The 25,460-nt window shown below is 70.3% G+C and carries 27 protein-coding genes and 2 pseudogenes; 15 read left to right on the top strand and 14 right to left on the bottom strand.

The window, feature by feature from the left end; translation table 11 throughout:
- Positions 1 to 119: 119 nt before the first annotated feature.
- Genes ACFYW5_RS27540 through ACFYW5_RS27525 form a run of 4 tightly spaced genes read left to right on the top strand, consistent with a single transcriptional unit; the run spans position 120 to position 2,752 of the window.
- Positions 120 to 539, top strand: a complete 420-nt coding sequence (locus ACFYW5_RS27540; protein ID WP_389419839.1) for a roadblock/LC7 domain-containing protein — start codon at positions 120 to 122, stop codon at positions 537 to 539.
- Positions 536 to 892, top strand: coding sequence for a DUF742 domain-containing protein (locus tag ACFYW5_RS27535; RefSeq protein WP_389419771.1), 357 nt, complete (start codon positions 536 to 538; stop codon positions 890 to 892). The genes ACFYW5_RS27540 and ACFYW5_RS27535 overlap by 4 nt, the downstream gene beginning before the upstream one ends.
- Positions 873 to 1,490 carry an ATP/GTP-binding protein gene (locus tag ACFYW5_RS27530; protein WP_389419770.1) on the top strand — a complete coding sequence of 206 codons (618 nt, stop codon included), beginning with the start codon at positions 873 to 875 and terminating at the stop codon, positions 1,488 to 1,490. Before ACFYW5_RS27535 ends, ACFYW5_RS27530 begins: the two co-directional genes overlap by 20 nt.
- Positions 1,487 to 2,752, top strand: coding sequence for a cytochrome P450 (locus ACFYW5_RS27525; protein WP_389419769.1), 1,266 nt, complete (start codon positions 1,487 to 1,489; stop codon positions 2,750 to 2,752). Before ACFYW5_RS27530 ends, ACFYW5_RS27525 begins: the two co-directional genes overlap by 4 nt.
- A gap of 98 nt (positions 2,753 to 2,850) precedes the next feature.
- On the opposite strand, the gene ACFYW5_RS27520 is transcribed toward ACFYW5_RS27525, so the two are convergent.
- Complete coding sequence (locus ACFYW5_RS27520; protein ID WP_389419768.1) at positions 2,851 to 4,077, bottom strand: cytochrome P450; 1,227 nt, start codon at positions 4,075 to 4,077, stop codon at positions 2,851 to 2,853.
- A gap of 143 nt (positions 4,078 to 4,220) precedes the next feature.
- Positions 4,221 to 5,519 carry a CehA/McbA family metallohydrolase gene (locus tag ACFYW5_RS27515; protein WP_389419767.1) on the bottom strand — a complete coding sequence of 433 codons (1,299 nt, stop codon included), beginning with the start codon at positions 5,517 to 5,519 and terminating at the stop codon, positions 4,221 to 4,223.
- 147 nt (positions 5,520 to 5,666) lie between these two features.
- On the opposite strand from ACFYW5_RS27515, the gene ACFYW5_RS27510 reads away from it, so the two are divergent.
- The gene (locus ACFYW5_RS27510) at positions 5,667 to 5,909 is read left to right on the top strand and encodes a DUF6411 family protein (RefSeq protein ID WP_389419766.1); all 243 of its coding nucleotides are present in this window, start codon (positions 5,667 to 5,669) and stop codon (positions 5,907 to 5,909) included.
- Between the two features lie 124 nt (positions 5,910 to 6,033).
- Here the strand turns inward: ACFYW5_RS27510 and ACFYW5_RS27505 are convergent, their stop codons facing one another.
- Positions 6,034 to 6,843: a DUF4253 domain-containing protein gene (locus ACFYW5_RS27505; protein ID WP_389419765.1), complete on the bottom strand. Its 810-nt coding sequence runs from the start codon at positions 6,841 to 6,843 to the stop codon at positions 6,034 to 6,036.
- A gap of 93 nt (positions 6,844 to 6,936) precedes the next feature.
- Here ACFYW5_RS27505 and ACFYW5_RS27500 point away from each other — a divergent pair, with 93 nt between their 5' ends.
- Positions 6,937 to 7,236, top strand: coding sequence for a YciI family protein (locus ACFYW5_RS27500; protein WP_389419764.1), 300 nt, complete (start codon positions 6,937 to 6,939; stop codon positions 7,234 to 7,236).
- A 106-nt stretch (positions 7,237 to 7,342) separates the two neighbouring features.
- Here ACFYW5_RS27500 and ACFYW5_RS27495 read toward each other — a convergent pair whose 3' ends face one another.
- Positions 7,343 to 7,999: a fasciclin domain-containing protein gene (locus ACFYW5_RS27495; protein ID WP_389419763.1), complete on the bottom strand. Its 657-nt coding sequence runs from the start codon at positions 7,997 to 7,999 to the stop codon at positions 7,343 to 7,345.
- Between the two features lie 71 nt (positions 8,000 to 8,070).
- Positions 8,071 to 9,732, bottom strand: a complete 1,662-nt coding sequence (locus ACFYW5_RS27490; protein ID WP_389419762.1) for a molybdopterin-dependent oxidoreductase — start codon at positions 9,730 to 9,732, stop codon at positions 8,071 to 8,073.
- A 194-nt stretch (positions 9,733 to 9,926) separates the two neighbouring features.
- Here ACFYW5_RS27490 and ACFYW5_RS27485 point away from each other — a divergent pair, with 194 nt between their 5' ends.
- From ACFYW5_RS27485 to ACFYW5_RS27460, 6 genes are all read left to right on the top strand, one after another.
- Complete coding sequence (locus ACFYW5_RS27485) at positions 9,927 to 11,189, top strand: NAD(P)/FAD-dependent oxidoreductase (RefSeq protein ID WP_389419761.1); 1,263 nt, start codon at positions 9,927 to 9,929, stop codon at positions 11,187 to 11,189.
- On the top strand, positions 11,183 to 11,935 hold the full coding sequence (locus ACFYW5_RS27480) for a DUF1365 domain-containing protein (protein WP_389419760.1): 753 nt from the start codon (positions 11,183 to 11,185) through the stop codon (positions 11,933 to 11,935). The genes ACFYW5_RS27485 and ACFYW5_RS27480 overlap by 7 nt, the downstream gene beginning before the upstream one ends.
- Before the next feature lie 92 nt (positions 11,936 to 12,027).
- Positions 12,028 to 13,332 carry a class I SAM-dependent methyltransferase gene (locus ACFYW5_RS27475; RefSeq protein ID WP_389419838.1) on the top strand — a complete coding sequence of 435 codons (1,305 nt, stop codon included), beginning with the start codon at positions 12,028 to 12,030 and terminating at the stop codon, positions 13,330 to 13,332.
- Positions 13,329 to 14,618 carry a class I SAM-dependent methyltransferase gene (locus ACFYW5_RS27470; RefSeq protein WP_389419759.1) on the top strand — a complete coding sequence of 430 codons (1,290 nt, stop codon included), beginning with the start codon at positions 13,329 to 13,331 and terminating at the stop codon, positions 14,616 to 14,618. Before ACFYW5_RS27475 ends, ACFYW5_RS27470 begins: the two co-directional genes overlap by 4 nt.
- The gene (locus ACFYW5_RS27465; RefSeq protein WP_389419758.1) at positions 14,615 to 15,433 is read left to right on the top strand and encodes a DUF1295 domain-containing protein; all 819 of its coding nucleotides are present in this window, start codon (positions 14,615 to 14,617) and stop codon (positions 15,431 to 15,433) included. Before ACFYW5_RS27470 ends, ACFYW5_RS27465 begins: the two co-directional genes overlap by 4 nt.
- Positions 15,430 to 16,155 carry an alpha/beta fold hydrolase gene (locus tag ACFYW5_RS27460; RefSeq protein ID WP_389419757.1) on the top strand — a complete coding sequence of 242 codons (726 nt, stop codon included), beginning with the start codon at positions 15,430 to 15,432 and terminating at the stop codon, positions 16,153 to 16,155. The genes ACFYW5_RS27465 and ACFYW5_RS27460 overlap by 4 nt, the downstream gene beginning before the upstream one ends.
- A gap of 50 nt (positions 16,156 to 16,205) precedes the next feature.
- Here the strand turns inward: ACFYW5_RS27460 and ACFYW5_RS27455 are convergent, their stop codons facing one another.
- The 3 genes from ACFYW5_RS27455 to sigK are packed head-to-tail and all read right to left on the bottom strand — an operon-like array spanning position 16,206 to position 17,885.
- Positions 16,206 to 16,529: a hypothetical protein gene (locus ACFYW5_RS27455; protein WP_389419756.1), complete on the bottom strand. Its 324-nt coding sequence runs from the start codon at positions 16,527 to 16,529 to the stop codon at positions 16,206 to 16,208.
- Positions 16,530 to 16,557: 28 nt separating this feature from the next.
- Positions 16,558 to 17,304, bottom strand: coding sequence for an anti-sigma factor domain-containing protein (locus tag ACFYW5_RS27450; protein ID WP_389419755.1), 747 nt, complete (start codon positions 17,302 to 17,304; stop codon positions 16,558 to 16,560).
- On the bottom strand, positions 17,301 to 17,885 hold the full coding sequence (sigK, locus tag ACFYW5_RS27445) for an ECF RNA polymerase sigma factor SigK (RefSeq protein ID WP_389419754.1): 585 nt from the start codon (positions 17,883 to 17,885) through the stop codon (positions 17,301 to 17,303). Before sigK ends, ACFYW5_RS27450 begins: the two co-directional genes overlap by 4 nt.
- A 143-nt stretch (positions 17,886 to 18,028) precedes the next feature.
- Between sigK and ACFYW5_RS27440 the strand changes: the two are divergent.
- A pseudogene (locus ACFYW5_RS27440) lies at positions 18,029 to 19,199 on the top strand (FAD-dependent monooxygenase).
- Positions 19,200 to 19,244: 45 nt separating this feature from the next.
- Here ACFYW5_RS27440 and ACFYW5_RS27435 read toward each other — a convergent pair.
- On the bottom strand, positions 19,245 to 19,490 hold the full coding sequence (locus ACFYW5_RS27435) for a DUF5133 domain-containing protein (RefSeq protein WP_389419753.1): 246 nt from the start codon (positions 19,488 to 19,490) through the stop codon (positions 19,245 to 19,247).
- A 249-nt stretch (positions 19,491 to 19,739) separates the two neighbouring features.
- On the opposite strand from ACFYW5_RS27435, the gene ACFYW5_RS27430 reads away from it, so the two are divergent.
- Positions 19,740 to 20,405, top strand: a complete 666-nt coding sequence (locus ACFYW5_RS27430) for a GAF and ANTAR domain-containing protein (RefSeq protein ID WP_389419837.1) — start codon at positions 19,740 to 19,742, stop codon at positions 20,403 to 20,405.
- A gap of 102 nt (positions 20,406 to 20,507) precedes the next feature.
- Positions 20,508 to 21,152: pseudogene (locus tag ACFYW5_RS27425) on the top strand (dihydrofolate reductase family protein).
- A 38-nt stretch (positions 21,153 to 21,190) separates the two neighbouring features.
- On the opposite strand, the gene ACFYW5_RS27420 reads toward ACFYW5_RS27425, so the two are convergent.
- From ACFYW5_RS27420 to ACFYW5_RS27400, 5 genes are all read right to left on the bottom strand, one after another.
- The gene (locus ACFYW5_RS27420; RefSeq protein ID WP_389419752.1) at positions 21,191 to 21,745 is read right to left on the bottom strand and encodes a TIGR03086 family metal-binding protein; all 555 of its coding nucleotides are present in this window, start codon (positions 21,743 to 21,745) and stop codon (positions 21,191 to 21,193) included.
- Positions 21,742 to 22,284, bottom strand: a complete 543-nt coding sequence (locus ACFYW5_RS27415) for an SRPBCC family protein (RefSeq protein ID WP_389419751.1) — start codon at positions 22,282 to 22,284, stop codon at positions 21,742 to 21,744. Before ACFYW5_RS27415 ends, ACFYW5_RS27420 begins: the two co-directional genes overlap by 4 nt.
- Entirely contained in the window at positions 22,281 to 22,640 is a 360-nt protein-coding gene (locus ACFYW5_RS27410) for an ArsR/SmtB family transcription factor (RefSeq protein WP_389419750.1), read from the bottom strand. Before ACFYW5_RS27410 ends, ACFYW5_RS27415 begins: the two co-directional genes overlap by 4 nt.
- Positions 22,641 to 22,802: 162 nt before the next feature.
- A complete protein-coding gene (locus tag ACFYW5_RS27405) occupies positions 22,803 to 23,006 on the bottom strand; it encodes a cold-shock protein (RefSeq protein ID WP_037751662.1) in 204 nt (67 codons plus the stop codon).
- A 329-nt stretch (positions 23,007 to 23,335) separates the two neighbouring features.
- Positions 23,336 to 25,456: a PQQ-dependent sugar dehydrogenase gene (locus ACFYW5_RS27400; RefSeq protein WP_389419749.1), complete on the bottom strand. Its 2,121-nt coding sequence runs from the start codon at positions 25,454 to 25,456 to the stop codon at positions 23,336 to 23,338.
- Positions 25,457 to 25,460: the final 4 nt, after the last annotated feature.

Here is a 25,460-nt window from a genome sequence, read left to right as displayed (position 1 = left end):
ACCCCGGACTCCCCCGGCGGCGGGCCGCAACCCCGCCGCTCACCGCACCGATCGCCCCACCTCGTTGGAATGGAGGTACGGGTCGGGTGACCCTGCACGGTCGCCTCGCCCCACCCCGTATGGAGACCACTGACACGAGCCTCACCTGGCTCCTGACGAACCTCCTTGAGCGCACCCCCGGCACGCGCCACGCCCTCGTCCTGTCGCGGGACGGGCTGAAGCTGTGCTGGACCGAGCACCTGACGCTCGACCAGGCCGACCAGCTGGCCGCCATCTGCTCCGGCATCCAGGCCCTGTCCCAGGGCGCCTCGGTCGAGTTCGGCGACGGGTCGGGCGGCGTACGGCACTCCATGACCGAATTCCACGGGGGGCTGCTGTTCATCGTGGAGGCGGGCGAGGGCGCGCATCTCGCGGTGATCGCGCAGGAGAGCGCCGACCCGGGCGTCGTCGGACTGCAGATGACCGAGCTGGTCGAGCAGATCGGCGACCATCTGCGGGCCGAGCCGCGCGCTCCCCTCGGCCGGGGTGCCTCCGCGTGATCCGCAAACCCGTGGACATCGGTGATCCGGACCGCCTGTACATGGTCACGGGTGGGCGCAGCGAGGCCGACGACGCCTTCGACCTGGTGACGCTGATCGTCAGCGAGAGCGAGCCCGCCGCCGGGATGCAGTCGGAGCACGTCCGGATCCTCGAGCTGTGCCGCCACCCCACGGCCCTGGTGGAGGTCTCGGCCGAGCTGAAGCTTCCCGTCACCGTCGTACGCATCCTCCTGGGGGACCTGCACGCCATGGGCAAGATCAGCGCCCGTCACCCCCGCGCGGCGGCGTCCGTCGCGGGCCTTCCCGAAACCGATCTGCTCCAGGAGGTGCTCCATGGGCTCCGTAACCTCTGAGCTGCCCTCCCAGCGCACGCCGCTGGCCGACGCCGCCGAAACCGGCCTGAAGATTGTCGTCGTCGGCGGGTTCGGTGTCGGCAAGACCACGCTGGTCCGCTCGGTCAGCGAGATCCGGCCGCTCAACACCGAAGAGGTGATGACCCAGGCCGGTCAGGGAGTCGACGAGACGGACGGGGTCGAGCAGAAGTCCACGACGACCGTCGCCTTCGACTTCGGGCGGATCAGCCTCAACCAGCGCATGGTGCTCTACCTGTTCGGCGCACCGGGCCAGGAGCGCTTCTGGTTCCTGTGGGACCGCCTCTTCTCCGGCACCCTCGGCGCCGTGGTCCTCGTCGACACCCGTCGCATGGAGGACTCCTGGTACGCCATCGACCGTCTCGAGCACCACAACACGCCGTTCGTGGTGGCCGTCAACCGCTTCGACGGCGACGACCACCAGTTCTCGCTCGACGAGATACGTCAGGCACTCGCCCTGGGCGACCACATCCCCATGATCGACTGCGACGCGCGGCTGAGGTCATCGGGCAAGGAGGTCCTCATCGCACTCGTGGACCACCTGTACGCATTGGCACTGTCCAAGGAGAGGACACCGTGAGCGACACCACCGGCTCGCCGTCCGCGGCCACCCCGCCCCCGGCCTGTCCCGCGCACTCCTCCGCCGTACTCCTGGGCGGCCTGGAGTACCAGCAGACGCCCTCGCAGCTGTACCGCTCCCTGCGCCGGGAGCACGGCGCGGTGGCGCCGGTGCTGCTCGACAACGACATCCCGGCCTGGCTGGTCCTCGGGTATCCCGAGGTGTCCTTCGTGACCAGCCACGACGAGCTGTTCGCCCGGGACTCGCGGCGGTGGAACCAGTGGCCGAACATTCCGGCCGACTGGCCGCTGCTGCCCTTCGTCGGCTACCAGCCCTCGGTGCTGTTCACCGAGGGCGAGGAACACCAGCGGCGCGCGGGCGTGATCACGCAGGCGCTGGAGGGCGTCGACCAGTTCGAGCTGGCCCGCGAGTGCGAGCTGATCGCCGAGCAGCTGATCGCCGCCTTCTCCGGCAGCGGTCAGGCGGAGCTGATGAGCGCCTACGCCCACGCCCTGCCGGCCCGTGCGGTGCTGTGGATGTGCGGCATGGAGCAGGGCAGTGCCGACACCGAGCAGCTCGTCGACGACCTGCGCATCTCGCTCGACGCCGGTGAGGGCGATGACCCGGTGGCGGCGTACGGCCGTGTCGGCGCGCGCATTCTGCAGCTGGTGAAGGAGAAGCGGGAGCAGCCCGGGCCCGATGTCACCTCGCGGATGCTGCAGGATCCGGCCGGGCTCACCGACGAGGAGATCGTCCAGGACCTCATCTCCGTCATCGCCGCCGCGCAGCAGCCGACCGCCAACTGGATCTGCAACACCCTGCGGTTGCTGCTGACCGACGAGCGCTTCGCGGTCAACGTCTCCGGCGGCCGGGTCAGTGTGGGCGACGCGCTCAACGAGGTGCTGTGGCTGGACACCCCGACCCAGAACTTCATCGGCCGGTGGGCGGTGCGCGACACCCAGCTCGGCGGGCGCCTCATCCGCGAGGGCGACTGCCTGGTACTCGGGCTCGCGGCCGCCAACACCGACCCGCAGATCTGGCCCGAGTCGCACGTCGGCGCCGAGAACTCCGCCCACCTGTCCTTCAGCAACGGTGAACACCGCTGCCCCTACCCGGCCCCGCTGCTGGCCGACGTGATGGCGCGTACGGCGGTGGAGACGCTCCTGGAGTACCTGCCCGACCTGGTCCTCAGCGTCGAGCCGGAGGAGCTGACCTGGCGTCCGTCGATCTGGATGCGCGGACTGACCTCACTGCCGGTGCAGTTCACCCCGGCATCACGCTGATCCCCTCCTTCGCGGGCCGGCGGGACCGGGGGCGCCGGTACTCGGGCCCGCGAAGGAAGCGGATCGGCCGGATCAGGGTTTCTCAGCCGCCGAGTTTCTCAGCCGCCGACGGGGGTGAAGCGGACCGGCAACGACTGCGGGCCCCGGGTGAACACCCCCTGCTCGACCGGGTCGAAGCCGTCCGCCAGGCGCAGGTCCGGCATGGCGTCCAGCAGCTGGTTGATCCCCACCTCCACCTCGGCCTTGGCGAGCAGCGCGCCGACGCAGAAGTGCCGGCCGAGCGCGAAGGCCAGATGGTCGGCGGCGGCGGAGAACGCCGACGTCGTGTTGAGGTCGTCGCGGAAGATGTCGAACCGGTCGGGTTCGGCGTAGCGCCGCTCGTCCCGGTTCGCGGAACCGATCAGGCAGGTCACCGTCGCTCCGGCCGGAATGACCCCACCGCTGACCTCCACCTCGGTCGCCGACTGCCGCATGATCATGTGGACCGGCGGGGTGTACCGCAGGGTCTCGGCGAAGGCGGCCGGTATCAGGCTCCGGTCGGCCCGGACCGCCTCCAGCTGCTCGGGGTGGAGCAGCAGGTTGGCCAGGATGCCGGCGATCGCCTTGTCGGTGGTCTCCCCGCCGGCGGCGAGCAGCAGGCTGCAGAAGGCCTTGATGTCCTCGTCGCTCATCCGCACGCCGTCGACCTCGGCGGCGCACAGCCTCGACAGCAGGTCGTCACCCGGCTTCTCGCGGCGCTCCTGGATGATCGGGATCATGTACTCGGCGAACTCGACGCGGGTCCGCTCGCCCGCGGCGGTCACCTCGGGGTCGCCGGAGAGGTTGCCGAGGAAGGCGATGACCGCGGTGTACCAGCCGTGGAAGCGGGCGTGGTCGGCCTTGTCCAGACCCAGCATGTCGGCGATGACATTGACCGGAAAGCGGGTTGCGTAATCGCTGACGATGTCAGCGGAGCCGGTGCTCCGGAAGGCATCGATGAGCTCACGCGAGTTGCGCTCGATGACAGGTAGGAAATTCTGCTCAAGGTCACTGCCGCGGAAGGCGGGCGCCACGAGAGCCCGGCGCACCGCGTGTTCACGTCCGCTGAGCTGGAGGATCGTCTTGCCGTGCACCGGCTCCAGCTGCCAGTTGTAGTTGTCGGTGGTGAACTCGGACCTCTTGTCCTTGAAGACGCGTTCGACATCCTCATAGCGGGACAGGATGTAACTCTGCATGGCCTCGTGCCAGATCAGAGGCTCGTTCGCCCGCATCGCCGCGTAGACCGGGTAGGGGTCGGCGGCGAACTCGGGCGACAGGATGTCGGGGAGCTGCGGAGCAGCGGACACGGCACTCCTCGGGGTAGGTGCTTGTGCTCGGGAGCAAGGTTAATGATCTTTCCTTGGCTCAAAAAGGCCAGTCCTGGCCGAAGTTGGGCCACACATCCTCGGCCAGGCCTGGCGGGGCTTCCGCAGGCCCGCTCCCTGACGTGTCAGCCCTGGAGCCACCAGGGGCTGCTGTAGGCCACGCCCCAGTCGTTGCACGGGTGGCCGGCCGGGCCCGGCGAGGCGTTGAGCTGGGTGGGGTCGGAGATGCGCAGGACGACCCAGGTGCCGTCGGCGGAGTTCATCGGGACCGTGAACTCGGTGACCCGGCCGGCGGTGGTAGGGATGACGTCGACGACGGTGGGGGCGCTGGTTCCGGGGCGCAGCACCTGGATGTGCAGGGTCCTGCCAATCCAGTCGGCGCCGCGGTCGAGGTCGACGGCGAACCTGACGTCGCCGGCGGTGAGGGGCACGTCGCCGCCCATCCGTACGCCGTTCGCGGTGGCGTCCAGGCGCAGCCCGGAGACGCGGGTGGCGAAGAACCGACGTGCGCGCATCGCGGCCAGGACGCCGGCCCGCGTGTTCTCGGTGACCCACAGCCCGCTACGGCCCTTGCCCTCGGGGAAGCCCCAGTCAGTGCCGTGCTCGTCGGTGACACCGGTCAGGCCGGTGCGCCAGCCGGCGTTCAGGCAGGCGACGAGCGGGGAGGACGCGCCCGAGGACCAGCCCTCGAAGAGGTAGTCGTCACCCCGGTTGAACATCTCCAGGCTGACCATGCGCTCCCGCACGGCGGAGTTATAGGCGAAGTTGTTGAAGCGGCCGCTCTCCCGGCCGGGGTGGTTGAAGCCGGCTATCGCGTCCTTGTCGTCGAGCCAGTTGAAGTACGCGCCCATGCTCGGCGCGAGTGACATGTCGACATAGCTGTCGGAGAACCACACGTTGGAGTGGCCGAGGATCGCGTGGGTCCATTCGAAGCCGCGGATGGCGGTGTAGACGCCGGGCACGTTGGCGGCGTTGGCCAGTTCGCCGGTGCGCCGCCACTCCGAGGAGCTGAGGCCGCCGATGGTGAAGACGCCGCTGTGGTCGGTGAGCGCGGCGACGTCGAGACCGGCGCTGCGCATCGAGGCGAACGCCAGGGCGGGGTCGCCGTCGCCGTCCGACATGGTGGTGTGGTTGTGCAGGTCGGCGTGGACCAGTGTGGTCCCCGAGGTGATCAGCGAGGTGCGCGAGGCGCCTCCGGCGGCGCGGGAGACGACGCCGTTCGCCGCGGCGGTGCCGGTGGTGGCGGCTTGTGCGGTGCCGGGTGCGGCGGCCATGAACAGCATGCCGCCGGCTGCCGCGCCGAGGAGCGAGCGCCGGCTGGGGCCGCTCTCGGGGACGGCGTAACCGCTGCCCTGGGGGCGGTCGTGGTGCTGTCCGTGGAGGGGGTCATGACGGTGGTCGTGGTGGTGTCCGTGGTCGCCCATGCGGACATCTCACCGCTTTGGCAGGAACATGGCTACACCGTGGGCGCACCGACGAGTGAACGTTCGACGGGGTGTGGGCATCGGTGGGCGGGGCAGTCGATGTGGGAGCCACGAGGCCCTAACTGCCACCGAACCTTGGAGACTGAGATGGTCATAGGCATCGTCATTGCCGCCTGCGCAGTCCTGGCCGTGCTGGCCTTCCTGCTGCCCCGCCTGTCGCGTCACCCGCAGAACGGCGCCCAGCGCGGCCTCGGAGCCGGTTCACGCGCCGGCTCGAAGGCGCCCGGCCCCCTCGGCCGCCTGCTGAGCAAGCCGTTCAGCTCCGGCTCGCGAGCGATGGGCCGCAGCGGCGGCGCGGGGCGGCGCGCGCGTGGCCGCATGCCGTTCTGACCCGGGCTCCACGCGGCCGACTGCGGCGGCCGTACGAGCGTCTGCTCAGGTGTGACACTGAGTAGACGAGCGTACGGCCGCCGCGGCGTGCGCGCGCTGCTTGGAACGAGCCGGAGGGACGGTGTCAGTCCCACCAAAATTCCCAGGAGTGCACGTCGATGAGGTGCTCGGCGTATGCCTCCAGGTTCTGATGCCGGCCCTGCCAGATGTTGTCGGGGCAGAAGGCGAAGTGCTCGGCGGCGATGATCAGGGCGTCCTGGAGGGTGCGCGGAGGTGCGGCGACGCTGAGGTGGAGGGTGTCGTGGCCGACGGCGACGACACGGACCCCGAAGCGGTCCTCCCACTCCCGGACGACCGCGGAGAACGAGGCGGTGTCGTTGTCGTAGTTGAGAGGCCCGGACCAGCCGACGTCGGCGAGGGCGTCGGCACCGCGTGCCGATGTGACGAGGCCGAGCCGTGCGTGCGGATGCTGCGCCAGGAAGACGCGCGCATACTGGTCGGCCGTCTCGTCCGGGTCCGCTGAAAGCACCCGAGCGGGGGCGGAGCCGGGCCAGGTGCGACTGAAGGGGGCGGTGACCGCCAGGCCTTCCTCCGGGCTGAGGATGTCGTCGTCCTCCTCTACGGAGGTGTACTCCCGCCACCAGCGGGCGAGAAGGGCCTGGGGATCGGCCTCCGCGGGAGAGGTCATGCGCTCGGGCCACAGTTCACCGCAGGCCCAGGGCCGGAAGTCCGCGTCGAGCGGGTCCAAGGCGTGGAGCAGGACGGGCCAGAGCCCGGATGCGGGGTGGTGCGCACGCAGCTTGGACCACAGCTCCAATGGGGCCGGGTCGTCGCTGAGCCACAGGGGCTGCGTGCCGCCGTCGCCCTCGTCGGAGGTGATCAGCCGGCCAGGCGGCAAGGCCATGCCGTGGGGCAGACACAATTCCAGGTTCACAGCCGGATGCTACGGCTGAGGTCGCTCACGTCAGTGCAGACGACCAGATCAGACCCGCGTATTGAAGGCAGGACAGCCTCTATCCTGGCGATCATGTTCGTACTTGAGCTCACCTACATCGCGCCCATCGAACGCATCGAGGCCGCTCTCCCGGAGCACATGGCCTGGCTGGAGGCTCATTACGCATCCGGGGTTTTCATCGCCTCCGGCCGCAAGGTGCCCCGTGACGGCGGCATCATCCTCGCCCTCGGCAACGACCGGGGGAAGATCACGGAGATCACCGAGAGCGACCCGTTCACCATCGCGGGGGTGGTCGAATACGAGATCACGGAATTCATCGCGACGACGACCGCCCCGGCACTGGAGCCCTATCGGCAGGAGTTGCCCAAGTAAGGGCCGTCGCGCCGCCGGCTGCCTCGCCGTGCCGCCGACCGCACGGCGAGGCAGGCCATGTGGCCGGGGGCGCCCCATGGGGCGCCCCCGGCCGGCCGGTGTCCGGTCAGCTCTTCGGCATCAGGACCGTGTCGATGATGTAGACGTTGGCGTTGGCGGTCTTGACGTTGCCGCAGACCACCTCGGCGGAGTCGTTGACGGTGTAGGACTCATCGGAGCCCGACGTCGTCAGCTTGGACTTCTCCAGGGTGTCGAAGGAGCCGTTCTCCAGGTCCTGCGGGGTCAGCTTCTGGCCCACGACGTGGTAGGTGAGGATCTTGGTCAGCTGCTCCTTGTCGTTGAGCACCTTGTTCAGGTCGGCCTCCGGAATCTTGGCGAAGGCGTCGTTCGTGGGCGCGAAGACGGTGATGTTCTGAGCGTTGTTGAGGGTGTCGACCAGGCCGGCCTTCTTCACCGCGGTCACCAGGGTGGACAGCGCCGGGTTGTTGGAGGCGGCGGTGGCCACCGGGTCCTTGGCCATGCCGTCGAACGAACCGGCACCGTCCTTGGGCACGGTGGCGCAGGCGGAGCCGAAGGGCTCGTCCGACGTGGCGGTGCCGGAGTCGGCCATCGAGTCGTCGGAGGCGGGGGCGGATTCCGACGCGCTGGTGGCGGAGTCGGACTGCGCGGAGTCACTGCTGTCGTCGGAGCAGGCGGCCAGCGCGAGCGGAAGAACGGCTGCGGCTGCGACGGTGGCGGCGATGCGGCGGATGCGGGTGTTCACGTTGTTGCTCCTGTTGGTAGCGCGGCGTTCGCCGCTTGTGAGGGGAATGGCAAGGGACATGTGGTCTGGGGTCACTCGACGGTCACCACGACGGAGTGCCATCCACTGGCGCCGTCGGGGACTGTGCGAGTGCGCTTGTCGGTCTGCACCTCGCCGGTGCGGTCGGTGGCGCGGACGGTGAGGGTGTGTCCGCCCTTGGTGGCCCGCCAGGGGAAGGACCACTGGCGCCAGGTGTCCTTGGTGTCTTCGGCGGCCAGCGTGGCCTCCTGCCAGGGGCCGTCGTCGACGCGGACCTCGACCTTGTCGATACCGCGGGACTGGGCCCAGGCGACTCCGGCCACCATCACGGTGCCGACCTTCGGGCGGGCGAAGGGCTTGGGGGTGTCGATCCGGGATTGGGTCTTGATCGGAGCGCGGCGCGCCCAGTCGCGTTTGACCCAGTAGGCGTCGTAGGCATCGAAGGTGGTCAGTTCGATGTCCTTGATCCATTTGCAGGCCGATACGTAGCCGAACAGGCCGGGCACCAGCATGCGGACGGGGAATCCGTGGTCGAAGGGCAGCGGTTCGCCGTTCATGCCGATCGCGAGCATCGCGTCGCGGCCGTCCATGACGTCCTCGACCGGGGTGCCGATGGTCATGCCGTCCACCGAGCGGGCGACGAGTTGGTCGGCCGGTCCTCCCTTCGACGGTGGTGTGACGCCGCACTCGGTGAGGAGGTCGTCCAGCCGGACGCCGATCCAGCGGGCGTTGCCGACGTAGGGGCCGCCGACTTCGTTGGACACGCAGGTGAGCGTGATGTCCCGTTCGATCAACTCGCGCTTCATCAGGTCGTCGAAGGAGAGGGTGAGCGGACGGCGTACACCGTCGCCGTGGATGCGCAGCCGCCACGTCGTGGCATCGACCTTGGGTACCACCAGTGCGGTGTCCACCCGGTAGAAGTCCTTGTTCGGGGTGATGAAGGGGCTGACCCCCGCCACCCGTACTCCGGCCCCCTTCGGCACCGCCGCAGCGGGTGAGTCCGCGGCCGGGAGGACGAGGTTCTTGCGGGAGGCGACCGCTTCCTTGCCGCTGGAACTGTTCAGGGTCCGGCCCAGTGCGCCCGCCCCTGCTGAGGCGGCGGCAGCGGCAGCGGCCACGATGATGAAACCGCGCCGGTCCCAGCCCTCGTTGACACCCTTCTCCGGGTGCTCGGATGCGTCGTCCGATGCCGGACGCGATGCCAGGAGCCTGCCGATGAGGACGTACAGAAGGACGGCGCCGACCACTGCTCCCACCAGGGAGGGCAGGGCGTCGGTAAAGCCCTTGGAATCGGGCCGGCTGAAGGCCGCCGCCGTTCCCACGACTCCGAAAGCCAGAACTCCCGCAGCCCCGATACGCCGGTACCGCAGGGCCAGGACACCCAGAGCCAGCGCGAACACGGCCAGTACGGCGAGAATGCCGAGCTGGAGGATCAGCTTGTCGTTGGTGCCGAAGTTGCGGATCGCCCAGTCCTTCACCGCCGCAGGCGTGCGGTCGATGGCGGCACCGCCGACCACGACGACCGGGCCGGCCTGCGGACGTACGGCCGCCGCCACCAGTTCGGCGACAGCCAGCGCCGCGAAACCCGCCAGGAGGCCGCTCAGCGCACCCAGCGCGATACGCGGCCAACCGGCCGTATTCCGCGACTTCTCGTTTTTCTTGCTCACGGGGGTAATCCGGGGCTGTTTGGCGGCCGGATTGGCCCAGAACTCCATCGGATGAATTTTCTTTTCCGACCAATCCGCGCTATCTGCGGCTACGGATAATGCGCCGGGCGGGTCAGCGGTGGTGCCTCTTCCAACCGCTGTCGCTGAGGTTGAAAGGGGCACCAATCCGCCTCGCGTCCTGCCTCGGATCACCCGTGCCGACGTTGATCGGCACGCGGGATACCGAGAGGGGAACAACGGCTGTGGCACACAAACGAGTGGCCGTGGTGGGCGGAGGGGTAGCCGGGCTGACCGCCGCCCACGTGCTGGCACAAGCCTGTGACGTAGTGCTCTACGAGGCCGATGACCGGCTGGGAGGGCATGCGCACACCCATGAGCTGGCCCAGGAGGGCTGGTCGGTGTGCGTGGATTCCGGCTTCATCGTGCACAACGAGCGCACCTATCCGCACCTGCTGCGTCTCTTCGCCCAGCTGGGGATCACCACCCAGGACGCCGAGATGAGCATGTCGGTGCGGTGCGAAGGCTGCGGCCTGGAGTACGCCGGGGCGCGGGGGCCGGCGGGCCTGTTCACGGGGCGCGCCGCGCTGCGCGGCCGCTACTTGCGGATGCTGGCGCAGGTGCCGGGATTCCACCGGGCCGCCCGGCGGCTGCTGGCCGCCGAGGACGAGGCCGACGCCGGTCCCACGCTGGGCGCGTTCCTGGCCGAGGGCGGCTTCTCCCCTTACTTCGTCTCGCACTTCGCCGTACCGCTGGTGTCCGCGGTCTGGTCCTGTCCGCCCGAGACCGCCATGCGTTATCCGGCTCGCTACCTGTTCCGGTTCCTGGAGCACCACGGGCTGCTGTCGGTGACCGGGTCCCCACAGTGGAGGACGGTCACCGGCGGCTCGGCGCAGTACGTTCAGAAGGTCGCCAAGCGGCTGTCGTCGGTGCGCACGGGCGCACCGGTGCGCACCGTGGAACGCTTCGCGGACCGGGCACGGGTGGTCACCGAGGACGGCGGGAGCGAGGAGTTCGCGGCCGTGGTGATCGCGGTCCATCCCGATCAGGCGCTGCGCCTGCTGGCCGACCCCACCGCCGAGGAGCGGCGTGTGCTGGGGGCTTTCCGGTACAGCCGCAATCCCACCGTGCTGCACACCGACCCCGCCGTGCTGCCGCGCTCGGCCAGGGCGCGGGCGTCGTGGAACTACCTGCTGCCCTCCTGCACTTCCCCCTCCGACGCGGTGCACGTCAGCTACGACATGAGCCGTCTGCAGCGGCTGCACTCCGATGAGACGTTCGTCGTGACGCTGAACGGCGCGGGCCGGGTGTCCGAGGACAAGGTGCTGGCACGCATGGTCTACGAGCACCCCGTCTACACGCCTGAGTCGGTCGCGGCACAGCAGGAGTTGCACCGGCTCGACACGCAGGTGTGCGCGTTCGCGGGCGCCTACCACGGCTGGGGGTTCCACGAGGACGGCTGCCGTTCCGGCGCCCAGGCGGCAGCGGCGCTGGGCGTGCGATGGTGACCGCACCGCGTCCGGCGACGCGTCATGACGTGCCCGCGCTGTACGACTGCGTCGTCACCCATACCCGCACCTCACCCCTGCGCCACTCCTTTGCGCACCGCACGCATCTGTGGCTGGTCGACGTCGACCGGCTGCCCCAGCTCCCGCGCCTGCTCAGGCCGCTGGCCGGGTTCGATCCGCGGGACCACTTCACCGGCACGGCCGGCTCGATCCGCTCAGGCGTGGACGCCTACCTCGCCGGGCAGGACGTGGACCTCGGCGGCGGGCGCGTGCTGATGCTGGCTCACGCCCGGGTCCTGGGGCACGTGTTCAACCCGCTGACGCTGTTCTGGTGCCACGACCGGGCGGACCGGCTGGTCTGCGTGATCGCGGAGGTCCACAACACCTACGGCCAACGCCACTGCTACCTGTTGCGCCCCGACGCCGACGGGACCGCCGAGGTGGTCAAGGACTTCTACGTCTCCCCGTTCTTTCCGGTGGACGGCGGCTACCGGATGCGGCTGCCGCTGCCCGCCGAAGACCTGAACGTCATGGTGCAGCTGCGCCGCGGTGACCTGCGGCCGTTCACGGCGACCGTCCGCGGCCGCCACCGTCCGGCGACCGCCCGGAACCTGATCCGCTCCTCACTGCGCCACCCCTGGTCGACCGCGGCGGTCTCCGCCGCGATCCGCCGCCACGGCCTGGCCCTGTGGCTGCGCCGCCTGCCGGTCCACCCCCGCCCTGTTGATCGCACGCACGAAGGCTGAACGTGACATCGACCCCCGTCTCCCGCACACACAGCGGACGCCCAAACGCTCCCGCCCTCCCCGGCCCGCGGACGCCTCCCTCCGGCCCGCCGCTGCCGGAGCCGACCGCCGAGGCGTCCCCGCAGGTCGACGCCGCATGCTGGCCGGACGTGGCCCGCGTGCCCGCCCGGTCCCGGATACGAGGCGGCACGGCCCGCCTCCTGCTCACCCGGGCACTGGGCTCGCTGCCCCTCAGGACACGTCTGGGCGACGGCCCCGCGCTGGGCGCCGGCCCGGAACTGATCGTGCACGATCCGGACGCCTTCTTCCGCCGACTGGGCGCGCACGGCCTGATCGGCTTCGGCGAGTCCTACATGGGCGGCGAGTGGGACAGTGACGACCTGGTCGGCGTGCTGACCGTCCTCGCCTCCCACGTCGACGACCTGGTGCCCGCACCGCTGCGCCGCCTGCGGCACCTGTGGAACGGCCCCCGGCCGGCGGAACAGCGCAACTCCGAGGACGGGGCGCGCGAGAACATCCACCGCCACTACGACCTGTCCAACGACCTGTTCGCCCTGTTCCTGGACGAGACGATGTCGTACTCCTCCGCCGTCTTCGCGGCCTTCCCGGGGAGCCGGCGGACCCTGCCCGCAGCACAGCACCGGAAGATCGACCGCCTGCTCGACCTCGCCGGCGTGCGCACCGGGACCCGTCTGCTGGAGATCGGCACCGGATGGGGGGAACTCGCGCTGCGGGCCGCCGCGCGCGGCGCGAACGTGGTGACCATCACCCTCTCCGCCGAACAGCAGGACCTCGCATGCCGACGCGTCGCCCGGGCGGGCCTGTCGGACCGGGTGACGGTGGAGCTGCGCGACTACCGGCAGGTGACCGGCACCTACGACGCCGTGGTCAGCGTCGAGATGATCGAGGCCGTCGGCGCGGAGTACTGGCCGGTGTACTTCGGCACGCTCCGCGGGGTGCTCGCCCCGGGCGGCCGGATCGCCCTGCAGGCCATCACCATGGCGCACGAGCGCATGCTGCACACCGCTCGCACCCACACCTTCATCAGCAAGTACATCTTCCCCGGCGGGCTCATCCCCTCCCCCGAGGCCATCCATGAACACGCCACCGCCGCCGGGTTGCGCGTCACCGCCGACCAGGGATTCGGCGAGCACTACGCCGAGACACTGCGGCTGTGGCGCGAACGCTTCCTCGCCGAACGCCCTCAGGTGGCGCGGCTGGGCTTCGACATCACCTTCCGCCGCATGTGGGAGCTGTACCTGGCCTACTGCGAGGCGGGCTTCCGCTCCCGCTACCTCGACGTCCGCCAGATCGCCCTGACCGGCGATGCGGCACCGGCCGGCCCGGCGCTGCAGACAGCCCGGACCGGTTCCCTCGACCAGGAGAACATGCGATGACCCCCGTGGCAGCCCAGCTGACGGATCTGCTCAGCCCCTACTTCCCCGGGCCGCTGCCGGTGCGGCTACGGGCCTGGGACGGCAGCGAAGCCGGCCCCGCCGACGCCCCGCTCGTCATCTTGCGCTCCCCCGCCGTGCTGCGCCGACTGCTGTGGCAGCCGGGCGAACTGGGGCTCGCCGAGGCGTTCATCGCCGGCGAACTCGACGTCGAAGGCGACCTCGCCGAGGGCCTGAGCAGCGTGTGGCGCTCGATCAGTTCCCACGGAGCGGCCCGGCTGACGACCGCGGGACTGGCCCGGGCCGCCCTGACCGCCCTGCGCCTGGGTGCCGCCGGACCGCGCCCGCCGGCCCCCGGCGCGCCGCGCGCCCGGCTGCGCGGCACGCTGCACGGCGCGGCCAGGGACCGCGCCGCGATCAGCCACCACTACGACCTGTCCAACGACTTCTACGCCCTGCTGCTGGACGAGTCGATGGCCTACTCCTGCGGCTACTGGACCCGGCGCGACGACCCCCACTACGGCCTGGGCGAGGCCCAGCGCGACAAACTCGCCCTGATCTGCCGGAAGCTGGGGCTGGGCCCCGGCATGCGGCTGCTCGACATCGGCTGCGGCTGGGGGTCGCTCAGCCTGTACGCCGCACGGGAACACGGCGCGAAGGTCACCGCGGTCACCCTCTCGCGGCAGCAGCGGGACTTCGTGACCGCCCGAGCCGAGAAGGAAGGGCTCGCCGACGCGGTCGAGGTGCGGTTGCGTCACTATCGCGACATCGACGAAGGCGGCTACGACGCGGTCGCCACCATCGAGATGGGCGAACACGTCGGGGACTCCGAGTACCCGGCCTTCGCCACGCTGCTGCACGACGTGCTGCGGCCCCGGGGGCGGGCCCTGGTGCAGCAAATGTCACGCGGCACCCGCGCACCCGGCGGCGGCGCGTTCATCGAGACGTACATCGCCCCCGACATGCACATGCGTCCCCTGGGGGCCACCGTCGGCCTGCTGGAGGAGGCCGGACTGGAAGTACGCGACGTCGAGGCCATGCGCGAGCACTACGCGCACACCATCGCCGCCTGGCACCGCCGTCTCAGGTCCCGGTGGGACGACGTCGTCGCGCTGGTGGGGGAACCGACCGCGCGGGTGTGGCACCTGTATCTGGCAGGCAGCGGCCTGGCGTTCACCGAGCGCCGCATGGGCGTCGACCAGATCCTCGCCGTCCGGCCGACCGAGGAGGGCGTCTCCGGGATGCCGGCCGTGCTGCCGCGCGCAGACAGCAACGGCGGCGGACGGTGAGCGACTGGACGGCCCTGGCGCTGAACGCCGCGGCGAGCGCGGGTGCTGCCCTGGCGGTCATGCTCGTGACGTTCGCCGTCGCCCTGCGCAAGGGAGTGCACCGGATCGCCGACGTCGCCTGGGGCCTGGCGTTCACCGCAGTCGCCGTCGTCACCTACGCCCTGTCCTGGGATGTGGGCGATCCGGGCCGGCGGACGCTGGTCACCGTCGCCACCTGTCTGTGGGGATGCCGGTTGGCCGCTCACATCGCCTGGCGCGGCCGCGGACACGGCGAGGACGCCCGCTACGCCCGCATGCTCGACAAGGCCCCCGGCAGCCGGAACGGGTACGCCCTGCGGGCGGTGTACCTCTTGCAGGGTGCCCTGGTCTGGCTCATCTCGCTGCCGGTGCAGACCGCGCAGTACACGCCCGCCCCGCTCGGCCCCCTCGCCGTGGTGGGGGCCCTGTTGTGGGCGGCCGGCCTCGCCTTCGAGGCGGTCGGAGACCGTCAGCTCGCCCGCTTCAAAGCCGACCCCGCCAACCGGGGCCGGATCATGGACCGGGGTCTGTGGGCCTGGACCCGCCACCCCAACTACTTCGGTGACGCCCTGGTGTGGTGGGGTCTGTACCTGATGGCCTGCGGTACCTGGCAGAGCGCGGCACTCGCCGTGATCTCGCCGCTGACCATGACCCTGCTGCTCACCCGGGGCAGCGGTAAGCGCCTGTTGGAGGAACACATGGCCCAGCGGCCCGGATACGCCGCCTACCAGGCCCGCACCAGCGGCTTCCTGCCGCGCCCACCCCGCCGTCCGCGCCCCTCGGGCCCCGCCGCATGAACACTGGCAACGGCAGCCGGGCCCACGAAGGCCCGCTGCGCCTACGGACCGTTCCGGCCGACCCGGCGGCCGCCGTCGTACTCCTGCACGGCGGACGCGCCGACGCGCTCACCGCACCGACACGGCTGGACCTGCCCGCGGTGCGGATGCTGCCCTTCGCCCGGGCCATCACCCGTCGCGTCCTGCCCGGAAAGCTGCTCATAGCCGACGTCCGCTACCGCCACCGCGGCTGGAACGGTGCCCGAGCGGATGCCGCGCGCGACGCCCGGGAGGCCCTGGACGAACTCACCGAGCTGCATCCAACGGTGCCCATGGTGCTGGTGGGACATTCGATGGGCGGCAGGGCAGCCCTCCGCGCTGCCGACCACCCGCAGGTACGGGGCGTGGTGGGCCTGGCACCCTGGTGCCCGCCCGGGGAACCGGCGGCGCATCTGACAGGCCGCCAGGTCATCGTCCTGCACGACGAGAACGACACCGTCACCGATGCGCACGGCTCATGGGACCTCCTCCAGCGCGCCCACCGATCCGGCGCCATGACCTGCGGCATCGCCATGCCCGAGGGCCGGCACGCCATGCTGCGCGGCGCTGCCGACTGGCACCGGATCACCGCCGCTGCCGTCGAGGGAATCCTGTGGCCGCAGACGATGCCGCGTGCGGTGGCGGCCGCTCAAGCCGGTCCCGTCGGCATCGTCGTACCGGCCCACGACGTCATCCCGGCGTGAGCTGGAGGCCGCCTCCGCCAGATCTGGAGAGCGGCCGCCATGGGTACGGGTCAGCGACACCACGCCTGCCATGCGGTGTCCACGGTGGTGTGCCAGTGAGCACGGGCATCGGCAGTCATCCGGGCACGCAGCGACTCCGGCGCCAGCAGATGGATGGCGTGAGGGCTCACCGGCCACGGCGCAGGCAGGGCGGGGCCATCGCCGGGAGTGCCGAGGTCTCGCAAGTCCAGGACGATGACCGCTGCCCCGGCGCAGCGGTCGGTCAGCTGGTCGCGCAGGAGATCGGTGGTACGAGCGGTCAGGTGGCCCGAGACCGCGCACCACAGGTGGGTGCCCGTCCGTGCCAGGAGGCGGATGCGGAAGATCGCCGACATGGCCGTCACCGTGTCCGGGCGTGTGCGGTCATGCCGGCAGGTTCACCAGGGCGAGGGGTGCTGAGGTGGGGCGGGGGGATCCGCCGGTGGGCTCGACGGTGATGCCCACGGCGGAGGCCGAGTTGGCCGAGCCCGACAGGGTGACCGCCTGGTCGGTGCGGTCGGCGTCCATCAGGCCCGCCGACCGCATGGTGCCGCCTTGGTCGTACCAGAGCTGGTAGACCTTGCCCTTCGGAGGCGCGGCCATGTCGGACGCCACGAGCACGGCCTTGTCCCGCGTGCGGGAGACGACGAGTGTCGCGCTCGCTCCGCCGTCGAGTGGGATACGGCGTGAGACGGCGTCGGAGGCACCCAGTACGGCGGCCAGCTCGTCCGTCTGCCGACGTGCCTGCTCCTCCTGTACGGCGGCACTCTCGGCCCGGTCGTGTTCCCAGACGGCGATGCCGCCCAGACCCGCGGTCGCCGCCAGGCAGGCGGCGAGCACCATACGGGGAAGCCGTCGGCGCAGCGACAGGGCCGAGGGCGTCCGCGCGACGAACGGGATCACCTGCCGGACCTCGGTCACGCGCTGCAGAACCTGCTGCTTCATGGCGGCCCGGGGCGTGATGGCCGCCGCGGCGGCGAGTCTCGCGGCCGTGGCGGTGAACTCCGTGATCTCGTCGGCGCAGGACCGGCATGCGCGCAGGTGCTGCTCGAACAGCGCGCGCTCCTCGTCGGACAGGGCGTGCAGGGCGTAGGCACCGGTAAGGGTGTGCAGATCGACGTCGGTGCTCATGCGCTCACTCCCAGGCAGTCGCGCAGGCGGATCAGTCCGTCGCGCAGGCGGGTTTTAACCGTCCCCAGGGGGAGGGACAACTGGGCGGCCACCTCGCGGTAGGTGAGCCCGCGATAGTAGGCGAGGGTGACGGCCTGGCGCTGCAGCTCGGTCAGCGTGCGCAGGCACCGGCGGACCTGCTCGCGCTCCAGCCGGTGCTCGACCTGCTCGCTCACCTCGTCGTACGCGGGCACCTGGTCCAGCTGCGCGGCCTTGTGGTCCCTGGCCGCGGCGGCCTCCACCGAGCGGACCCGGTCGATGGCACGCCGATGGGCGAGGGTGAGGATCCAGTTCAGCGCCGTGCCGCGCTCGGGCAGGTAACGAGGGGCGGTGCGCCATACCTCGACCAGCACCTCCTGGGCGACCTCCTCCGACTGCGCCATGTCGCGCAGCACCGCGCGGGCCACACCCAGTACAGGGCCCGCGACGGCGTCGTAGAGCTGAGCGAAGGCGTCGGTGTCACCGCGGGCCACCGACTCCACCAGCGCCTGCAGGTCCGGCTGCCTCACCGGATCGCGGCCGATAAATACAGGTTCTTTCACCGACATCCGTCCCTGTGGTGGTGCCCACCGGCACCGTTGTCCATCACACAGGGAATCCGACTCTGCGGGGTCGGCGGATTGGTCGGTTCGGCCACGAATGTACGGCCGCCGACGCCGCCCCTGGTGCGGGCCGCGCATGACAGATGCGCGCGAACGCGTTCGGGTCGCCGCATGACTGCGAGAAGAGAGCCGATCAGCCGCCGGGAGCGTCCCGCGAAGCCGGCCGACGGCTGGCCAAGGAACTGGACACCGGTCCGGCGTCGCTCTACGTCTACGTGGCCACCACCGCCGAACTGCACGCGGCCGTACTGGACGCCCTGCTGGGCGATGTCGACCTGACCGGCGGGAGCGCCGAGGACAACTGGCGCGAGCGGCTCCGCGCCGTCCTGGCCTCCTACACGTCCGTGCTGTTCGCACATCCCCAGCTCGCCCGGTCGGCGCTCGTGGCGCGCCCCAGCGGCGAGAACTACCTACGGCTGGTGAAGCCCCTGCTGGACCTGCTGTCCCGCAGCGGAGCCTCCCGCGGGCAGGTCGCCTGGGGCGTGGACAAGCTGCTCCAGGACGCCACGGCAACCGCCGCCGAACAGCCGACGCAGGACCACGACCCCAGGAACTGGAGCTTCGACGTCCTGACGTTCGCCGACGGGTCCGCCATCACCACCGACCTCCTGATCGGTGCCGACGGAGCCTGGTCCCGCGTGAGCCGCTGCTCTCCGCCGCCACGCCCTCCTGCACCGGCATCTCCTTCGCCGAGACCGACCTGTACCACGCCGACACCCGCCATCCGCCGGCCTCGGCGGCCGGTGCGGGCTCCTCGCGCACCGCGAGACCGACGGCAGCCTCCACGTCTACGCCGCGCTGAAGGCAGAGGAGGGCTGGCTCGACACCGTCGACTTCCCGACTCCGCCGCCGCCAAGACCGCCGTCCTCGCCCCCTTCGAGGGCTGGCACGAAGATCTGCGCGCCCTGGTCGCGGACGCGGACACGATCACCCCGCGCCGCATCCACGCCCTGCCCGTCGGACACCGCTGGGAGCGGACCGCGGGCGTGACGCTCCTCGGTGACGCCGCCCACCTGATGTCCCCCTTCGCCGGAGGGGCGCCAGCCTGGCCATGCTCGACGGCGCCGAACTCGCCGTAGCGCCCGCCGCCCACCCGGCGACTCCGAGGCCGCGCTGACCGCCTACGAACGAGCGCTCTTCCCGCGCAGCGCGGCGTCCGCCGCCGAGTCCGCCGTGAGCCTGGAGACGATGTTCGGCGACCGAGGGCTCGAGCGGATGATCGGGTTCTTCGCTTCCGGGCCGAGCGCCGAGTAGCCACCGCGGCGGCACCCTCCACACAGCGGCAGGGCGGGATTGCTCTTACGCGGCCAGCGTCTCGTCTTCTTGGCGGATGCCCGCCCGGCTCTGCGTGTACTGCTCCAGCAACGCATCGGCCGCGTGCAGAGCCTCCTCAGCGGTGCGGGATCCGGTCATCACGCACAGCGTGTACGTCGCGTCTTCGAGAGCCCTGCTCGTACGACCGGTGGGGCACACGTCGTGTTCGATACGTGCCTCAGCAAAGCGGGCCAGTGCGGCGCGCAGTTCCTTCTCCGCCGGAATGATCACGTTGATCCCTCTCCCTCCGAACCCCTCCCGCAGGGCGGCCAACGCGCCACGCGGATCTGAGCAGGCGTTCAAGTGCCCCGCATCCGGGGGTATATGCCACCGTTTTCGTTGCGCCCCGATCCGTTGCCCCACAGCTACCCCGTACTGAAGATGGCGATGCCGGCGGGGACAGGCGGAGCTGCCGGTACTGTGGCTGATCGTTGAGAGGGGTGGGTGATACCGGTGGAGTGGCGTGAGTACGCCGAGCAGATGGCCCTGCTCGCGCGGAATCTGCTGGCCCAGGACTCGGTGCAGGCGACCTTGAACGAGATCGCGGCGTCGGCGGTGAAACTGGTGGACGGCTGTGATGCTGCCGGGATCCTCGCGGTGCGCAGGGGCCGGGCCGTGACCCTGGCTGCCTGCGGCGACATGGTGCAGGAGTCCGACCGTCTCCAGGGTGAGCTGGGTGAGGGCCCCTGCTTCGATCTCGCCCGGCGCAAGGACGGTCAGCGCGTGAGCCGGATCGCGGACCTGTCCCAACCCCAGCCCGCCTGGGAGCGGTTCGCCGCGGGAGCCCGTGAGCTGGGCATAGGGAGCATGACCGGCGTCCTGCTCTACACCGACAACGAGGACTTCGGGGCGCTGAACCTGTACGCCCGCGAGCCCGGCGCCTTCGGCGAGGACATCGAGACCGCGGGCTGGCTCCTGGCCTCGCACGCCGCCGTCGCCCTGGCCGACGCCCGCACCATCGACCAGCTCGAGCACGCCATGGAGACCCGGCATGGCATCGGCGAGGCGATGGGCATCCTCATGGAACGCCACAAGCTCAGCGAGGACGACGCCTTCAAGGTGCTGCAGCGCATCTCTCAGCACCACAACATCAAGCTCCGCGACGTCGCCCAGCGAGTCCGGACAGGCCGCACCAACCCCGCCTGAAAAAAGTTTGCGGCCTCTGTCGATCCGGCCAGGTCCCGTTCGACGTCATGATGTGCGGCGCTCGCCACACGATGACACGACAGGACCTGGTGAGGAAACGACGTGAAGCAGCTGCTGAGAGTCATGAACTTCAACATCTCGAGCGATGGAATCGGGGCCGGCGAGCACTAGAGTCTCGAGCGGCCGTTCGGCTACGACCATGCCGAGAAGCTCTTCTCCTGGGCCGGCGCCACGGCGAGCTGGCCCATGCGCACCGACGCCGGGGGCAGCAGGGGCTTGGACGACTACTTCACTCGGGACTTCGCCCGCAACATCGGCGCCGAGATCATGGGCCGCAACAAGTTCGGGCCGCAGCGCGGACCCTGGCAGGACCATGACTGGCGCGGCTGGTGGGGTGAGGAGCCGCCGTTCCACACCCCGGTCTTCGTCCTGACCCACCACCCGCGTCCCTCGTTCACCCTCTCCGACACCACGTTCCACTTCGTCGACGGCGACCCCGCCACCGTCCTCGCGCAGGCGAGGGACGCGGCGCAGGGCAAGGACGTCCGGCTCGGGGGCGGGGTCAGCACCATCCGGCAGTTCCTGGAGGCCGACCTCGTGGACACCATGCATGTCGCGGTCTCGCCGATGAAGCTCGGCACCGGACTACGCCTGTGGGACTCCCCCGACGAACTCCTCGACCGCTTCCACCTGGAGGTTGTGCCCAGTCCGAGCGGCGTGACCCACCACCTGTTCTGGCGACGGTGACCGGCGGGGCGACGCGAGTTCGATGAGGAAACTCCCCCTCAGGGCCTACGGCCGATGAAGGCCAGCATGCGCGTCTGCACATCGGCGCTTTCGGGCACCTCGACCCGGGGCCCGTACTGCCCGCTTTTGCGGAGCACGTCGTCGAGCGGGAGCATGCCCTCGAGCAACCGGGCGCACCTGGCGGGGTCGAGGCGCTCCTCCTGGCCGGTGGCCCGCGCCAGGTCCCAGGTGTGCATGAAGACGTCGGCGGTGTAGAAGCGGTCGACCGCCTCGTCCAGCGGGACCTCTCCGATGTGCGGGTTCGACAGCGTCTTCCGTGCCGTTGCCGGATCGTCGAGGAGGGCCTGAACCCCGTCGCTGTGGACCGTCCAGGCCGTCACCGGGTCGTCGTCCACCGACGGCCCTTGCGGCAGCTCGACTCCGGCGCCGGACTTCAGGAAGGCCGGGAACCACTCGACGAGGTGGCGCACCACATCCCGGGCGACCCAGCCCTCGCACGGCGCCGGGTTGTCCCATGCCCCGGGACGCACTGCGCGCACCCGGTCCGTGAAGTCCCCTGCGACGGTCCGGTGCTCTTCGGCTGCCCTTGTCATGATCCCAAGCCTTCCGTTTCCGTACGCCGGTCGGCGTCGTCGTGCCCGTGGCCGCTGAGCAGCTCGTCGAGCCGCTCATGACCTTCCCGGACACCGCGTTGCATACCGCTCTTGAGCATCGAGTCGCGGGCCTCGATGGACTCCATGAGGGACTTGGTGGTGACCCGGGTCCGGTGACCGAGGTCCTCGAAGGTGGCCGTCTCCAGGCTGACGCCGTCCGGGTAGCCGTCGAAGGCGAACGTCTGGACGATCCGCTCGTTGGGACGTACCTCGTGGAACACGCCGCGGAAGCCGTACTCCGTACCGTCGTCCTCGCAGTGCACATAGTGGTACGAGCCACCGCTGCGGGCGTCCCACTGGACGATCCGCATGGTCAGCCGACGGGGGCCGAGCCACTGGACGACCAGGTCAGGATCGGTGTACGCCCGGAACACGCGCTCGGGCGGGGCCTCGAACTCGCGGACGAGGAGGATGGTGGGCAGGGCCGGGTCGGCCACGATCTGCGTCTCGTGCGGGCCGTTCGGCTGCGTGGTGCTCATGTCGCCTCCTTGGCCGGGGTGCCCGCCGCCGGCTCTTCCTCCATCTGATCGAGGACGGCGTCCAGTCGGCGGAAACGGTCCTCCGCCTCGCGCCGGTAGCGCTCGATCCACTTCGTCATCAGGTCGAAGACCTCGGCCTCGAGGCGACAGGGCCGCCGCTGGGCGTCGCGCCCTCGGCTGACCAGACCGGCGTCCTCCAGCACCTTGATGTGCTTGGAGACGGCCTGCACGCTCACGGCGTACGGCCCGGCCAGTTCATTGACTGTGGCGTCCCCTGCGGCCAGCCTGGCCACGATGTCGCGCCGGGTCGGATCCGCCAGAGCGGAGAACACCCGGGACAGTGGATCGGCTGCCATCTCGCACCCCACATCTTCAACCAGTCGGTTGAATAAGAGTAGGGCGAGCCTTCCGGCATTGTCAACCGATCGGTTGAACAGTGGCCGGCCGAGGCCAAACGAACCGTGGCCGGTCCGACAGCGCCTGCTGTCGGACCGGCCACGGTCTCAAGCCACCTCGGATCAGGCGGGGGTGATGTTCTCCGCCTGCGGGCCCTTCTGGCCCTGGGTGATGTCGAAGGTGACCGCCTGGCCTTCCTGGAGCTCACGGAAGCCGGAGGCGTTGATGTTGGAGTAGTGCGCGAAGACGTCCGGTCCGCCACCGTCCTGGGCGATGAAGCCGAAGCCCTTTTCCGCGTTGAACCACTTGACGGTTCCGCTGGCCATGCTGATGCCTCTCAGTCGAACGTCAGGTACCGCACCACGCGGCCCTGGAGGTGATCGCCCTGGTCCGGCAACTGCACAGCAAAGCGCCCGCGCCTTGGCGCGGGCAGGTACTGCGAACCACGACAGCTGAGAGTGACGCTACACGGTGAATTCGCCGCTCACCAGAGAGCAACGGCCTTGATCCGTCCCAGACTCCGACACAAGTCATCCTAATTCAGCCCACCGGCCCAGCACCTCGCGACATCGGGACCCCGTGAGCCCGAACAGCCGTCCGGGCCTCACGGTCGGTGAACCGTGAGGCCCGGAGCGGTGGCGGGCGGTGTCGTCGGTCAGTCGGCCGGGGTCAGGGCGACCTCGGCGCTACCGGAGAGGGAGGGCAGGCCGTCCGGGGGCGTGTCCGTGTAGGTGGCGTTGAAGACCGCCTTCAGGTTGTCCGAACCGGAGTGACCGCCGTCCACGAAGGTCTTGAACGATCCGGAGCAGCCGTTGCTCGAGGAGAGCGGATGGCCGTGCGAGTCGTGGCCGAGGATGAACGAGACGGTGACCTTGGCGCAGTTCACCGGCTGGTCGTCGTCGACGGTGACCTCCCAGGTGACGGTGTCACCCCAGTGGAACTCCGTGCCGCCGTGCGGGGCCGGGTCTGTGGTGAGCGAGACCACCGGCGCCTTGTTGCCGACCACGACGGGAACCGACGCGGGGGCCGATCGCCCGGTGCGGTCGGTGACCTTCAGCGTGGCGTCGTAGACGCCGTTCTCGGTGAAGGTGTGCTTCGGGTTGGCCTCCCGTGAGTCCACGGTGCCGTCGGCGTCGAAGTCCCAGGCGTAGCGCAGGGCGTCACCGTCGGCGTCCTTCGTGCCGGCGCTGGAGAACTGGACGGTCAGCGGGCTCGTGCCGTTGGTCACGTCGGCGGTGGCCTTGGGCTCCGGAGTGCGGTTGCCCCGGGTGTAGTCGATGCGGGAGAGCTGGGCCTCGGGCAGTTCGGCGAAGTACCCGGTGCCGTACTCCAGGACGTACAGCGCGCCGTCCGGGCCGAACTCGGCGTCGATCGGGCCGTCCGTCGTGATCGAGGGGATGGCGTCCTCGATCTTCTGGACCTCGTTGCGCTTGCCGAGGGTGATGGCCTTCATCTGGTCGCGGGTCCACTCGTAGAAGAGCGGCTTGCCGTCGAAGTACGCGGGCCAGCGGTTCTCGGCCGGGTTCCGCCGGTCGTAGCGGTAGGCCGGGCCGCCCATCGGGCCGATGCCGCCCGTGCCGAGCTCCGGGAACTCCGCGGAGGCGCCGTAGCCGTAGACGATCTCCGCGTCCGTGACCGGCGGCAGTTCGCTCAGGCCGGTGTTGTGGCGCGAGTCGTTGACCGGCTTCGCGCAGTCGAACGCGCCGCTCGACTTCTGGGTGGCGAAGTCGTAGTCCTGGTAGGGCATGTCCTGGGTCACGCAGAACGGCCAGCCGTAGTTGGCGGGGCGGTCGATGACCATCCAGCGGCCCTGCCCGGCGGGGCCGCGGTCGGCCCTGGGCTGGTTGGCGTCGGGCGAGTAGTCGCCGACGTAGACCTCACCGGTCTTGTCGTCCACCGCGAAGCGGAACGGGTTGCGCAGGCCCATGGCGTAGATCTCGGGGCGGGTCTTGGCGGTGCCCGGCGTGAAGAGGTTGCCGTCGGGTATCGCGTAGCTGCCGTCGCGCTTGACCTTGATGCGCAGGACCTTGCCGCGCAGGTCGTCGGTGTTGCCCGAGGTGCGCCGGGCGTCGTAGGCCGGGTTGCGGCCCGGGCGGTCGTCGAGCGGGGCGTAGCCGTCGGAGGAGAACGGGTTGGAGTCGTCGCCGGTCGACAGGAACAGGTTGCCCTTGCGGTCGAAGTCGATCTTGCCGCCGACGTGGCAGCAGATGCCCCGGTCGGCCGGGACGTCGAGGATCTTCTGCTCGGTGCCGAAGTCGAGCTTGTTGCCGTCGAGCTTGAACCGCGAAAGGCGGGTGACGCCCTCGTACTTGGCGAATTCCTCGGCCGTTCCGAACTGCGGGGCGTCCCCTTCGTTGACGCCCGGGGTGGCCGGGTCGTCCATGGGGGTGTCGAGGCGGGGCGAGTAGTAGAGGTAGACCCAGCGGTTCTTGGCGAAGCCGGGGTCGACGGCGATGCCCTGCACGCCTTCCTCGTCGTGCTGGTAGAGCCCGGCGGGGCTCTTCTTCAGGTCTCCGGCAAGGAAGTTGACGCCGCTCTTGGGGTCGTGGATCCGGACCTCTCCGGTGCGCGCCGTGTGCAGCACCCGTCGGTCGGGCAGGACGGCGAGGGCCATGGGCTCGCCCGGGCGGTCGTTGAGGGTGACCTTCTGGAAGGCCGACGGGACCGGCGGTGCCGGATCCGGTTTGGCGGCTTGTGCTGGGGACAGCGGCAGGAGCCCCATGGCTCCGGCCAGCGCAGCCGCCCCCACGAGGGTGACGATCCGTCTGTTGCGCACTCAG

It is taken from the genome of Streptomyces sp. NPDC002779 (genome assembly GCF_042888685.1).
Taxonomy (GTDB): domain Bacteria; phylum Actinomycetota; class Actinomycetes; order Streptomycetales; family Streptomycetaceae; genus Streptomyces.
This window is presented reverse-complemented; position numbering and strand designations above follow the sequence as displayed.

What these genes read in the sequence shown, in the direction of transcription:
- ACFYW5_RS27540 (WP_389419839.1), top strand. Translation starts at nt 120, where the DNA reads ATGGAGACCACTGACACGAGCCTCACCTGGCTCCTGACGAACCTCCTT.
- ACFYW5_RS27530 (WP_389419770.1), top strand. Translation starts at nt 873, where the DNA reads ATGGGCTCCGTAACCTCTGAGCTGCCCTCCCAGCGCACGCCGCTGGCC.
- ACFYW5_RS27515 (WP_389419767.1), bottom strand. Translation starts at nt 5,519, where the DNA reads ATGGGCGACCACGGACACCACCACGACCACCGTCATGACCCCCTCCAC.
- ACFYW5_RS27510 (WP_389419766.1), top strand. Translation starts at nt 5,667, where the DNA reads ATGGTCATAGGCATCGTCATTGCCGCCTGCGCAGTCCTGGCCGTGCTG.
- ACFYW5_RS27500 (WP_389419764.1), top strand. Translation starts at nt 6,937, where the DNA reads ATGTTCGTACTTGAGCTCACCTACATCGCGCCCATCGAACGCATCGAG.
- ACFYW5_RS27490 (WP_389419762.1), bottom strand. Translation starts at nt 9,732, where the DNA reads ATGGAGTTCTGGGCCAATCCGGCCGCCAAACAGCCCCGGATTACCCCC.
- ACFYW5_RS27480 (WP_389419760.1), top strand. Translation starts at nt 11,183, where the DNA reads ATGGTGACCGCACCGCGTCCGGCGACGCGTCATGACGTGCCCGCGCTG.
- ACFYW5_RS27470 (WP_389419759.1), top strand. Translation starts at nt 13,329, where the DNA reads ATGACCCCCGTGGCAGCCCAGCTGACGGATCTGCTCAGCCCCTACTTC.
- ACFYW5_RS27460 (WP_389419757.1), top strand. Translation starts at nt 15,430, where the DNA reads ATGAACACTGGCAACGGCAGCCGGGCCCACGAAGGCCCGCTGCGCCTA.
- ACFYW5_RS27455 (WP_389419756.1), bottom strand. Translation starts at nt 16,529, where the DNA reads ATGTCGGCGATCTTCCGCATCCGCCTCCTGGCACGGACGGGCACCCAC.
- ACFYW5_RS27450 (WP_389419755.1), bottom strand. Translation starts at nt 17,304, where the DNA reads ATGAGCACCGACGTCGATCTGCACACCCTTACCGGTGCCTACGCCCTG.
- ACFYW5_RS27430 (WP_389419837.1), top strand. Translation starts at nt 19,740, where the DNA reads ATGGCCCTGCTCGCGCGGAATCTGCTGGCCCAGGACTCGGTGCAGGCG.
- ACFYW5_RS27420 (WP_389419752.1), bottom strand. Translation starts at nt 21,745, where the DNA reads ATGACAAGGGCAGCCGAAGAGCACCGGACCGTCGCAGGGGACTTCACG.
- ACFYW5_RS27415 (WP_389419751.1), bottom strand. Translation starts at nt 22,284, where the DNA reads ATGAGCACCACGCAGCCGAACGGCCCGCACGAGACGCAGATCGTGGCC.
- ACFYW5_RS27410 (WP_389419750.1), bottom strand. Translation starts at nt 22,640, where the DNA reads ATGGCAGCCGATCCACTGTCCCGGGTGTTCTCCGCTCTGGCGGATCCG.
- ACFYW5_RS27405 (WP_037751662.1), bottom strand. Translation starts at nt 23,006, where the DNA reads ATGGCCAGCGGAACCGTCAAGTGGTTCAACGCGGAAAAGGGCTTCGGC.